The 11,742-nt window shown below is 69.5% G+C and carries 8 protein-coding genes and 1 pseudogene; 2 read left to right on the top strand and 7 right to left on the bottom strand.

Annotation, left to right across the window (positions count from 1 at the left end):
• Positions 1-10: 10 nt before the first annotated feature.
• The 3 genes from IPN47_00925 to arsD form a co-directional block, all read right to left on the bottom strand.
• Complete coding sequence (locus IPN47_00925; protein ID MBK9406611.1) at positions 11-529, bottom strand: DUF2202 domain-containing protein; 519 nt, start codon at positions 527-529, stop codon at positions 11-13.
• Positions 530-649: 120 nt separating this feature from the next.
• Entirely contained in the window at positions 650-2,533 is a 1,884-nt protein-coding gene (gene arsA, locus IPN47_00920; GenBank protein MBK9406610.1) for an arsenical pump-driving ATPase, read from the bottom strand.
• Between the two features lie 11 nt (positions 2,534-2,544).
• On the bottom strand, positions 2,545-3,030 hold the full coding sequence (gene arsD / locus IPN47_00915) for an arsenite efflux transporter metallochaperone ArsD (protein MBK9406609.1): 486 nt from the start codon (positions 3,028-3,030) through the stop codon (positions 2,545-2,547).
• Positions 3,031-3,113: 83 nt separating this feature from the next.
• Here arsD and IPN47_00910 point away from each other — a divergent pair, with 83 nt between their 5' ends.
• On the top strand, positions 3,114-3,596 hold the full coding sequence (locus IPN47_00910) for a winged helix-turn-helix transcriptional regulator (protein MBK9406608.1): 483 nt from the start codon (positions 3,114-3,116) through the stop codon (positions 3,594-3,596).
• A 13-nt stretch (positions 3,597-3,609) separates the two neighbouring features.
• Positions 3,610-4,385: pseudogene (locus IPN47_00905) on the top strand (metallophosphoesterase family protein).
• Positions 4,386-4,441: 56 nt separating this feature from the next.
• Here IPN47_00905 and IPN47_00900 read toward each other — a convergent pair.
• The 4 genes from IPN47_00900 to IPN47_00885 all read right to left on the bottom strand — a co-directional run bounded on the left by IPN47_00900 (position 4,442) and on the right by IPN47_00885 (position 11,573).
• Positions 4,442-5,644, bottom strand: a complete 1,203-nt coding sequence (locus IPN47_00900; GenBank protein MBK9406607.1) for a peptidoglycan-binding protein — start codon at positions 5,642-5,644, stop codon at positions 4,442-4,444.
• 56 nt (positions 5,645-5,700) lie between these two features.
• Positions 5,701-7,047: a Gfo/Idh/MocA family oxidoreductase gene (locus IPN47_00895; GenBank protein ID MBK9406606.1), complete on the bottom strand. Its 1,347-nt coding sequence runs from the start codon at positions 7,045-7,047 to the stop codon at positions 5,701-5,703.
• A 135-nt stretch (positions 7,048-7,182) separates the two neighbouring features.
• Positions 7,183-9,129 (bottom strand): beta-lactamase family protein, encoded by a 1,947-nt coding sequence (locus IPN47_00890; protein MBK9406605.1) that lies wholly within the window; start codon positions 9,127-9,129, stop codon positions 7,183-7,185.
• A 335-nt stretch (positions 9,130-9,464) separates the two neighbouring features.
• Complete coding sequence (locus IPN47_00885) at positions 9,465-11,573, bottom strand: glycoside hydrolase family 97 protein (protein MBK9406604.1); 2,109 nt, start codon at positions 11,571-11,573, stop codon at positions 9,465-9,467.
• Positions 11,574-11,742 lie beyond the last annotated feature (169 nt).

The following is an 11,742-nucleotide window of genomic DNA, read 5'->3' as shown; positions in this document are numbered from 1 at the left end:
ACATCGTTCGTCAGCGCACGCCGACCGCGATCGGCCCGCAGCGCTCGAAGGCCGGCAGGTGATTGTTCAGGGACGCCAGCCGGTTGGCGTCGAACACGCGCCGCACATCCAGCGGCAGCTCCAGCGCGAGCAGCCTGTCGTACAGTGCGATGTTCTCGACCTCGGCCGTGGCGCCGAGCGCGCACGCGTCAGTGACCGAGGCGAACGAGGGAATGCTCCCCTCGCTGGTCCTCGCCGGAACTGCGAGGCCTCGCACCGCGAACAGCGCCGCGATCGATGCGGCATGCTTCTGCTCCGCCTGCAGGATGTTCCGGAACGGCAGCACCTGACCGAACTGCGTCAGGACCCCCTCGTAGACCGCCGCCGCTCGATACTCGTCCTGCAAACCATCCGTCATCGCCTCGAGGACGGCCGGCGCCAGCTCCGCGCTCGGTGGGGCGGTCGTGCCTTCACTCGTGCAGCCACCAAGGGCCAGCACGGTCCCCAGCACGAGCGAGAACCGGCGCCCCATGCGAATCGTCTGCCTCATACATCCTGCCCTGTGGGGAGCGAAGAACTTCACGCCTCGGGCGGTCTGGGGGTGCCCCCGTTCACCTCCGCCTCCACACCATTGGACGCCGCGTGCGGCGAATCGTTAGGGCATGCGCCGTCAGGCGTGAGCCCGCCACGGCAGCAACCAGGATCGTCGTGCCAAGACGTCCCGTACGCGCACCAGGTGCGGCCCTTCCAGGCGCGCCCGCGACGCCAGCAGCACATCGCGCGTCCCGGTGGCCGCCACACTGGCGTTCACCACCCACCCAAACGGTTCGATGCCGGCGCGGCGCAGGTCCTCCTGCAGCCGCTCGGCCTCGTGCACCGGGGTCCCCTCGGCCAGCGTCACCAGCAGCATCCGCGTGAACGCGGGATCGCGCAGTCGCGGCAGGAGCGCGCGCACCGCGTCGGGCACGTGGCTCCCGGCCGTCCGGGCAACCTCGCGGTGATAGCTCTCCGCCGCATCGAGCAGGAGCAACGTGTGTCCCGTGGGCGCGGTGTCGAGCACCACGAAACCGTGCGCCGCCTCGGCGACCGTGCGCGCGAAGGCACGAAAGACGGCGATCTCTTCCGTGCAGGGCGAGCGCAGGTCCTCGGCCAGGAGCGCGCGCTCGTCAGGCAGCAGTCCACCGTCGGCTGCAGCCGACGCCTCCGCGGCGGCCAGCACCTCGTCGGAGTAGCGCGCCGTCTCGGCCACCGGATCGATGCGCGACAACCGGAGCGAAGGCGGCGCATCGTCGCCCACCGCGTCCGCGACATGCGCTGCCGGGTCGGTGGTGGACAGGTGCACCGCATGGCCACGACGGGCCAGCGATATCGCCACCTGCGCGGCGAGCGTCGTCTTCCCCACGCCGCCCTTCCCCATCGTCATCACGACGCCGTGCCCGGTCGCCGACAACGTATCCACGAGGTCATCGAACGAGGCAAAGCCCCGGAGCGCGTCGCGGAGAGCGTCGCCGCCATCATCGTGCTCCGACGTGGGAGTGCGGGATGGGGACATCTCGCTCCCGAGCGATCCGGTCGACTCCGCGTCGGGCCATCGCATCGACGCGAGCGCACGCAGCGTCTCCAACCCGGCCATCTCCCGCGCCACCAGGGGGACGAGCGTCCGCGGCAGCGATGCGAGCGCCACCGGCACCTCGCCGAGCGCCCGACGTTGCCGGTCGGCCCACGCGGTCGCCACCGGGTCGCCATCGCGCGCCTGCTCGTCCGGAGGGAGCGCACGCGGATGCACGCCGTTGATCACCAGTCGCTGGTGCGTGATGCCTAACGCCGCCAGCTCGCCGCCCGCCCGCGCCGCCTCGCGCAGCGCGCTCGCCTCCGCGCGTGAGACCAGCACGACGGTGGTGCGCTGGGCGTCGGCGAGGGCGGCGACGGTCGCCTGATACTGCGTGCGGTGCTGCTCGAGCCCCGCCAACGGACCGAGGCAGGAGGCGCCGCTGCTCGACGTCGTCAGGAAACCGCTCCACGCCGTGGGGAGCGAGAGCAGGCGCAGCGTGTGACCGGTCGGCGCGGTATCGAAGACGATGTGGTCGAAGTCCGCCTGAACGCGCGCGTCGGCGAGGAGCGCGGTGAATTCGTTGAAGGCGGCGATCTCCACCGTGCAGGCACCGGAGAATTGCTCCTCCATCCCGCGGATCGCGGAGTCGGGGAGGACGCCGCGATAGGGCGACACCATTCGCTCGCGATACGTCGCGGCCGCCGCCACCGGGTCGATGTTCATCACCCGGAGCAGCGGCGCGCCGGGCACCTCCGTCGGGGTTCCCCCAGCGCGCACGCCGAACACGTCGTCAAGGTTGCTGGCCGGATCGGTGCTGACGATGAGCGTGCGACGTCCGGCATCCGCGAGCTGCAACGCCGAGGCGCTGGCGATCGTCGTCTTCCCGACGCCCCCCTTTCCCGTGAAGAAGAGGAAGCGCGTGGCCACCGGAAGCCACGCGAGCGCCGAGGGAATCGCCCCGGCGGTGTCGATCGGTGCAACGGTCGTCGGCACGGCGGCCATCTCGGGTTCTCTCAGCAGCACGTGGACCCCGGGGCGCAGCCGCATCCGGCGTCTGCCGATCGAGCAGTCCCTGCGTCCGTGGCCGGCGCAACGTCCGGAGCCGCGGTGAGCGCGACCACGAGCTCCTCACGCCCAGGATATCGTCCGTGCACGAGGACACGTCCGTTGACCAGCACCGCCGGAAGCGCCCCCTCGCCGAACGCCTGCATGAGCCCGGAGACGCGCGCATTCGCGACGAACGCCTGCGGTTCCTGGCTCAGCCCGTAGCGCTCCACCGTCGCGCCGTGCGCCGTGAGCCAGCGAAGGTCTCGCGCCAGCTGCAACAACAGGGGGTCGACGCCCGGGCCGCAGATCCCGGTCGCGCAGCACATCGCCGGGTCGAAGACCTGCACGGTCCCGGCGATCGTCAGGGGGGCACGATCGTCCGCGTGGGGCGCGTGCTCGCCCTCGGGGAGCTGGGCGGCGACGGTCGGTCCGAGGGGGAGTGAGCGGGGCATGGGAGCAGCGTTGGAGAGCTTCGCCGACGCGAGATATTGACGGATCATATTCGGCAAGTTCAATATTATCCACAAATCCGCATATGACACCTCCCATCTCCCTACGACGCGTCCGTCGCCCCCTCACAGGACCCGCGAGCGCTGCCACCGGCCCGACCAACGTGGCGGACGCGCCGCGCTCGCCCGCGCGCAACGCTGCGCCGACCGGCGACACCGCGCTCGGCGTGGTCGATGCCCGCTTCAAGAGCGTCGCCGACCCCACGCGACTGCGCATCCTCAACCTGCTGGCGGCTGGGGAGCTCTGCGTGTGTGACGTGGTCGACATCCTGGCCCTCCCGCAGCCGACCGTCTCCCGGCATCTGGGCCTGTTGCGACGCGCGGGGCTCGTCTCGGCGACGCGCCTGTGGAAGTTCGCGCACTATCGGCTGGCCGAGCCTGGCGATCCGGTGCACCGCGCGATCCTGACCTGCGTCGACGCCTGCGCGGCGCGCGTCCCGACGCTCGTCGCCGAACGCGTCGTGGCGGCGCAGCACGCGGCCGAGCGCGCGCGACAACCCTGCGACTGACCCGGCCCCGCCCATGCGAATCGCGCTGCTGTCCGACGTTCATGCGAACCTCCACGCGCTCGACGCCGTCCTCGCCGACATCGATGGACGCGGAGACATCGACGCCGTGTATCACCTGGGCGACCTCGTCGGCTACTCCGCCTATCCCAACGAGGTCGTGGATCGCCTCGCCTCACGCGGCGTCGCGGGCATCGCCGGCAACTACGACTCGACCGTCGCCACCCGCTACAAACACTGCGGCTGCCGGTCGGAGAGCGCGCGCCAGGAGGAGTTGGCGCACCTGTCATTCGCGTTCACCTGCCGCACCGTCTCGGCGGAGACCACACGGCGGCTCGCGGCCCTTCCCTTCTCGCTCGACCTCCGGCCGTTAGGCGGACATCTGGCCGGCCCGCGCCTCGTGCTGGTGCACGGGACGCCGACGCTCAACACCGTGTACTGGACCGAGGATCGAGCGACGATTTCTGCCTCCGGATGGCGGGGGTCGTCGGGCTGCAGGCGGGCGACGTCATCGCCTTCGGACATACGCACAAGCCCTGGCACCGGACGGTCGGCGGCATCCATTTCGTGAATACGGGGAGCGTCGGGCGCCCCAAGGACGGCGACTGGCGCGCCGGCTACGTGCGGTTGGGGCTCGGCGAAGGCAACGTGCAGGTCGACGTCGTGCGGGTGGAGTACGACGTCGCGGCCGCTGCGGCGGCCGTGCGAGGCGCGGGGCTCCCCGAGGACTTTGCGGAGTTCCTGCGCACCGGGGGGCGCGCCGCGCCCGCGACCGACGCGCCGACCGCCTAACGCGTACCTGCCCGGCGCATGCACGGCGCGACCGGGCATGGAGGGCGGCGGGACGCTCACCCCAGCAGTGCCGCCACCCCCGCCCGCGCCTGCACCAGCCCCTGGCCGAGCGCCGGCGCCAGCTCCAGGTCTTCCTCATTCAGCAGGGTGTACTTCACGGTGGGCGGGCGGTCGCTGGCGAGTGCCGTCACGAGGTCCAGCAGGACGTTGTACGCCCCGCGCGTCCGGGCCGGGTTGGCGTTGATCTCGCCGTTGTTGAGGGCGGCAAACGACGCGCAGCTCACCAGTCGGTTGGCCGGATCCATGTAGACGGAGCCGTTGATCACCTGGCATCCCTCCGACCAGGTCTTCACGTCGGCCGTGAGCCCCTTGCCGCCCCAATGGACGTTGATCGACGCGTTCGCCTCGACGCCCGCGCCAAGGTCTGCCTCGTCGAGTGTCGCGTTGTCCTTCGAGCGCACCACGAGCACCCCCGCCCCACTCGGGCGGAGGGCGAGGTACTTCTTCTGGTGCCAGCCGAAGTGGTAGTCATGCTGCCCCTGCACGAGGAACGGCCGCCCCAGCGGCGAACTGGTGGCCCCCGGCTCGGTCGAGCCCTGGAACTTGAAGACGAGCCCCTTGAGCAGCAGGACGAAGATGTCGTCGAACTTCCCGCTCGCTTCGCGTCGCCGGATGCCCACCAGGTGCACGTGCGAGGGGGAATAGTCCCACGCCGCCACCTTGTGCGTATCGCTCCTGACGGTCGAGGCGTTCACGAGCTGCAGCATGCGGTTGGGGGCGGCCGCGTGCCTGGCCTTGACGCGGTCTAGCAGCTGCAGCCAGTCTGCATACTCGCCCGCGACGGACGTGCCCGCCGCCCATGCGGCGATGGTCGGGGCCCAGGTTGTCTGCAGCCGGCCGTCGAGCCAGCGTTGCAGGTGGCGCTGCGTGCCGGGGCCAAACCGACCATCGGGAATGACGTCGAGCCGTTCTACCGAGCGCACGTATTCCTGGAAGAGCCGGATCGCCGACAACGTGCGATAGCCGCAGATGCCATCGGCCACCCCACCCGGGAAGAAGCCGGCGCGCGTGAGGCCTGCTTGCACCTGCGCCACCGTCATCGGCTGGTCGGCTTCGGGAGTGTAGGCCGCGAAGGCCAGCCGATCCACCCCGGCCACCACGTCGGGGAGCGCCACGCGCGTCAGCGACTGCAGCTGCTTGAGATAGGCGGTACGCGCCGCCTCGGACGTTCCGGCGTCGAACGAGCCCAGCGTGATCATGAGATCAGAACTCCTGAAAAGGGGCGCTCAACGCCAGCGCCCGTGACGACTTCGCCTCAGGCGGTCGGGAGCACGTACCCGTCGCGATAGCGCGCACGCATCAGGGCGTTGGCCTCGGCATCGTCGCGGAAACGGTTCGCCGAGGCGTCCCAGTGCACCTTGCGCCCGGTCTTGAACGCAATGTTCCCCATCTGGGCGTTGATGGCCGCCACGCTCCCCGTGTCGATGCCACACGCCAGGATCGACGGGTCGTTCGCCTTGATCGCCGCGACGAAGTTGCGCGTGTGCAGGTCGAGGATATCGCCACGGTTCGATTGCAGGGGAACCGCCGGCACCTTCGCCTTGCGCGTCCCGCCTTCGGTGACCCACTCGGGGAGCACCTCCCATCCACCACGGTTGACCACGAGCGTCCCGTTGTTGCCGATGAAGGCGATCCCCTCCGTCCGGCCGTACGGCCCGCCGTCGATCCCGGTGGCGTGCTCCCAAAGCATGGTGAAGCCGTCGTACTCGAAGACGGCCTGCAGCGTGTCGGGGGTTTCCGAGGCGTCGTCCGGATACGCGAATTTTCCCCCCGACGCCACCACCGACCTGGGCGCCGTGACGTTCATCGCGTAGAGCGCGATGTCGATCTCGTGCACCCCCCAGTCGGTCATCAACCCGCCGGCGTAGTCCCAGAACCAGCGGAAGTTGAAGTGGAAGCGGTTGGCGTTGAACGGACGAAGCGGGGCGGGACCGAGCCATCGCTCGTAATTCACTCCGTCAGGCGCAACCCCATCGGCGCGCACCGGCACCGGTTTCATCCACCCCTGGTACGCCCACACCTTCACCACCCGCACGCGCCCCAGCGCGCCCGAGCGCACGTGCGCGATCGCCTCGGCGTAGTGCGGCCCGCTGCGCTGCCACTGCCCCACCTGCACCACGCGACCATACCGTCGCGCCGCCGCCTGCATCACCTGACACTCTTCGATCGTGTTGGCAATCGGCTTCTCGACGTAGACGTGCTTCCCCGCACTCAACGCATCGACCGTCGCGAGACAGTGCCAATGATCGGGGGTCGCGACGATCACGGCATCGATCGCGCGATCGTCGAGCAGCCGACGATAGTCCTCGTGTAGCGCGGGCGTTCGCTTCCCCATCCCGGCGAGATCCTTCGCGCGACTGGCCAGCACGCTGCGGTCGACGTCGGCAAGGGCTACGCAGTTCATCCCGTCGATCTTGAGGATCGAACGTGCGTCGGACCACCCCATCCCGTTCGCGCCGATGATCGCGAAGTTGAGTTGGTCCGAGGGCGCCACCCGTCGACGCGCGGCGCCCCACGCTACGGATGGGAGGACCGTCGAGAGTGCGGCACCGGTGACCGCCCGGGTCGACTGCTGGAGGAACGTGCGACGAGACGGACTCACGAGCCATGCTCCAACGACGAGGGGACCGCGAACCAACCGGCTCGCGATCCCCTACAAACGACGGGCCGGCGCTACATCGCGCAAGTCGGCACGCTGGATGCGCGCAAGCCCCGAGCGTGCCGGGCGCGGTCGTCGCTACATCCGCCACCCCAGCAGGTTCCAGGTGTTCAGCGACCAGAAGAAGACGAGCGCCACGAGGATCGCGCCCGTGTGCCGCAGTCGCATCCACACGCTCCCGTCGCCCGCGCGCCACTGCGCGAGCATCGCCCATGCACCCCACAGCACCAACACGAGCGCCATCACCGGCAAGGCGAGCGCGACCTTGAGCATCGTGGGCGTCGGCCCCAGCAGGTCATCGGGATTGGAGACGAGCGACACCAGGAGCCCGATGAAGACCAGGAGCAGGAGCCCCGCCCACGTCAGCGCACGACGCCCGTTCACGATCGACGGCTCGACACGCGGCCGCCCCGGCGTGTTGCGAATGAAGAAACGCACGATCGCGGTGAGCACGATGGCGAGGAACATCAGCAGCCCGCCACCCAGAATCGCCTGGTGCACCGCGGGCCGCCCCAGCCCGTTGGTCCGGTCCATCACCATCATCGGCGTCGCATCGTAGAACGCGTGCGTGATCCTCCCCGCCGCATCGGCGCGGAAGGCCACCCGCGTTCCGCTGTTGACGTCGCGAAAGAGCAGCGAGTCCACCTGGACCAGGCGAATCGCCCCGAAGGGCGTCGTGACCATCAGCGTCCCGTCACCCATCGCGGCCACGGGAATGGTCCCCGCCAGGGCGGCCACCTTCACGAAGCTGGTGAAGTTCATCCGGTTGAAGACGTACTCACCGGCGAACCGCTGCAGCGCCGCGTGGTCCGACGCCTTGGGCGTTAGCGCCGGGACCGGTTCGGGATAGTAGTGATCGAGAAAGGCAGTCAGGAACGGGAGAAACGAGAGTTCCCCGCCCGTGTTGGTGTTGGTCGACATGAAGACGCCGACGTTCTCGCTGGGGATGAGCGAGAGGCTCGAGTGAAACCACTGGGTATCACCGCCATGTCCGATGATGCGCAGTCCGTGCGACGACTGCTCGTAGAAGCCATGGGCGAAGCCGGGGAGGCGCGGGTCGTGACCCCGGACGCGCGTGTGCATCAACTCCGCCTCCTGCTCGCCCAGAATACGGGCGTCGCCTAACGCCCCCCTGTTGAGATGGGCGATCATGAAGTTGGCCATGTCGGTGGCCGAGGCACTCACCGATCCGGCTGGCGCCGCCCCGGTCACGATCTCGAACGCGTGCGGGACGAACTCGCCCTGCTTCCACTCGTAGCCATTCGACATGTCGCCGCGCAACGCCGCGGGCAACGGTTGCCGTGAGCTGGTGTGCGTCATCCCTAACGGCTGGAAGATGTGTTGCTCGTTGTAGTCGTCCCAGCTCTTCGCACCACCCAGCCGCTCGACGATGTATCCCGCGGCCGCCGTAGCCCAGTTGGAGTACGACGCGAACGTCGCCGGTGCCCGCACCCGGGCCGGCATGTGCGCCGGAAGCCACGTCCCCATCGGCGTGATGTGCAACGAATCCTCGGTGAAGAGGTCGCGCGGATCCTCCTCCAGCCCCGGCGTATGCGTCAGGATATCGAGGAGGGTGATGGGTTGCGGATACGTCGCGGGAATCTTGAAGTCGAGATAGCCGTTGACGTCCTTGCCGAGGTCGACCTTGCCCTGCTCGTGGAGCTGCATCACGCCGGTCCACGTGAACAGCTTGGAGATCGACCCAACGCGAAAGAGCGTGCGTTCGGGGTCGACGGGAACCCGCTTGGCGACATCGGCATACCCGTAGCCCTTCGCCAACAGGATGCGTCCGTCGCGCACCACCGAGACCGTGATGCCAGCGACATGCTTGTCGCGCATCCAGGCCGTCATCAGTCCATCGAGAAAGGCCTCGAGCTCCGCGGGGTCACGCGGGCCGCGCGTGGCCGCCTGCGGCACGCCGGGCGCCGCAACCGCCGCGGTCGCAGCGGGGGGGAGTTGGGCCGGCAGCTGCGGCGCGGCCAAGGCAGTGGCGAGGAGCAGCGCGGCGGGAGGGGACAGTCGCACAGGACCTCCGAACAGGGCGGACCAAATTGTATACAAAATCGTGAGCGTGTATTCTCGCCAGCTCCCCGACTCGGCGCAATGTGCCGGCCGTCGCACGCCCAACCGTGCGGACGACTCGACCGTCCACGAATCGTCCGGCGGCACGTCGCACGGAGCGCACCGCGCGATCGACGCGCGGGGCGTGCGCCTCGAACGCGCAACTGCTCGTCGCAGCTCGCCTCAGCTCGTGTCGGCTCGTGTCAGCTCGCCGGCGCTCGCCAGCGCTCGCCAGCGCTCGCCAGCGCTTGCCGCCGCTTGCCGCCGCGCGCGCCGATTGAAGTGCGCCGATCCCGGCGCTAGCGCTCGCGGATCCGGATCGCCGCACCGCCGCCTGCCGCCAGAGACAACCGCAGCCGCTCCCCCGCCCCGACCGCGCGCCGAGTGATCGACACCGGCAGCGGGTTCGTCAGCCAGTGTGCCCCCGCGCCGTCAGCGTAGATCTCGGCGACGTATCGCTTCCCCGGCCTGAGGAAGTCGAGGGGGATCTCGAAGCGCCGCGCCTGCTCGTCGGTGATGGCGCCGATGAACCACCGGTCGGCACCGCGTTGCTTGCGCGCCACCACGACGTAGTCGCCGATGGCGCCGTCGAGCACTCGCGTGGTGTCCCAGTCGACCGCCACATCGCGCACGAACTGGAACGCCGGCTGGTTCGCATAGCTCTCGATCACGTCGGCGGCCATCTGCACGGGCGAGTACAGCACGACGTAGTTGGCCAGCTGCTTGGCCAGCGTCGTGCGCGCCCTCGGCTGGTCCGGCGTGCGGGCCGTGCCTGACGAGCCGGCGAGCAGGATGTCGAAGACCCCCGGCGTGTAGTCCATCGGCCCGGCGAGGAGGCGGGTGAAGAACAGGATCGTCTCATGCTCCGGCGGGTTGCCGCCGTCGGGCCCACCGGCGTTGTACTCCTGCCCGCGCGCGCCCTCGCGACTGAGCATGTTGGGCCACGTGCGTCGCTCGCCCGTGTCCATGATGGGTTCGTGCGCGTTGACCGTGATGCCGTAGCGGGCCGCCGTCTCGATGACGCGACGGTGATGGCGCACCATGAACTGCCCGGTGTGGGCATGCCCCTCGGCGGTCTTGTCGTTGACGTAGCCCGTTTTGATCGCCGAGACGCCGAGCGACCGGTAGAGGGCGAAGGCGCTGTCGAGCTGGCGCTCGTAGTTGGCGATCCCCATCGCCGTCTCGTTATGCACGATGAGCGAGACGCCCCGCGACCTGGCGTGCGCGGCGACCGCTCGCAGGTCGTAGTCGGGATACGCGCGGGTGAAGGAGAAGTCGCGACCGTGCGTCCCGATCCAGTCGCCGTCCCACCCGACATTCCATCCTTCGACGAGCGTCCCACCCAGCCGGTTGGCGGCCGCAAAGTCGATGTAGCGCGTCGCGTTCGCCGTGGTGGCGCCGTGTTTCGGGCCCGAGTGCCAGGTGTACATCCCGGCGTGCATCCCCCACCAGATCCCGTTGTACGTCATCGGGGTGATCCAGCTGGGGTCGGCGATGCGCGAGGGGGGATTGAGGTTGAGTCCCAAGACCGACGGGACGAGGTCGGTGGCCTTGTCCGCCAGCTGCACGGTGCGCCATGGGGTGGCAAAGGGGGGGCGCCCGCGCACCTTCACCCCGTCGGCCCACGGGGCGAGCGCCGGCCGGAAGGTGCGCTCGCCCACGCGAGCCAGGTCCATCGCCGCATAGTCGGAGAGGTCGGCCTCGTGGAGCACCACGAGCGGACCGCCCTGCATCTCCATCGTCAGCGGCGTGCGCACGGTATCGAGCATACTGACGGGCGACGACGCATAGAGGAACTCGTAGCGGTCCATCGCCTTGCGATTGGCCGGGATCCACCAGGCCTTGGCGTTGTCGGCCATCGCGAACTCGGTAAGTTCGTCGTCGATCTCGAAGGCGCCGAGGTTGGGCTGCTCGGGGAACTCGTACCGAAAGCCGATGCCGTCGTTGAAGGCACGGAAGGTCACCTGCAGCTCGCGCTGCAACCCCGACGTCTCGGCCACCCGAACGCGCAGCTCGTGGTGCCGATCGCGCACCCGCTTGACCTCCCCCCACGGCTGCGTCCACGTGGTATCGACCGTCGAACGCTGCGTGTCCACCAGTCGCAGCCCGGAGTCGAGCGGCGCCGCGCCACGAAGGGCGAATCCAAGTCGCGACGGGAGGATGATCGCGCGACCGTCACGCGCGAGCGCGTAGGTCAGGCGCCCGTTCCGTAGCGCAACCGTGACCACGTTGCGCTGGTCGGGTGACGCGAGCGTGAGCGCCGACTGCGCGCGCACGGTCGCCGCCGGCACGCTCACCGAAGCGAGCAGCACGAGCATGCGCGCGGTGCGGCGCGCACCTCCGCTTCCGAGGGTAAGACGACGCCGGGACTCGACGCGGCGACTTGGCAGTTGGACGAACGACCGCATTCTTTCGGTTCGGGCCGGGAGAGGGGGAGCGTTGCGCGGGGAGGCGCTCGACTGGCGATCGATGACCGTCCCTGCGTTCGACGATCGCGCCGTTCCACTTCCCGAATCTCGCCTCGCCGCGTCTTCCTCACCACTCGTCCGAGGCCCCGCTTCGTCGCCGTCGCCGCCC

This window comes from Gemmatimonadota bacterium (assembly GCA_016719105.1).
Taxonomy (GTDB): Bacteria; Gemmatimonadota; Gemmatimonadetes; order Gemmatimonadales; family Gemmatimonadaceae; genus SCN-70-22.
This window is presented reverse-complemented; position numbering and strand designations above follow the sequence as displayed.

Bases quoted from the DNA above. Each gene is read 5' to 3' on its own strand.
- IPN47_00925 (MBK9406611.1), bottom strand. From the start codon at position 529: ATGAGGCAGACGATTCGCATGGGGCGCCGGTTCTCGCTCGTGCTGGGG.
- arsA (MBK9406610.1), bottom strand. From the start codon at position 2,533: ATGGCCGCCGTGCCGACGACCGTTGCACCGATCGACACCGCCGGGGCG.
- IPN47_00910 (MBK9406608.1), top strand. From the start codon at position 3,114: ATGACACCTCCCATCTCCCTACGACGCGTCCGTCGCCCCCTCACAGGA.
- IPN47_00885 (MBK9406604.1), bottom strand. From the start codon at position 11,573: ATGCGGTCGTTCGTCCAACTGCCAAGTCGCCGCGTCGAGTCCCGGCGT.
- IPN47_00900 (MBK9406607.1), bottom strand. From the start codon at position 5,644: ATGATCACGCTGGGCTCGTTCGACGCCGGAACGTCCGAGGCGGCGCGT.
- arsD (MBK9406609.1), bottom strand. From the start codon at position 3,030: ATGCCCCGCTCACTCCCCCTCGGACCGACCGTCGCCGCCCAGCTCCCC.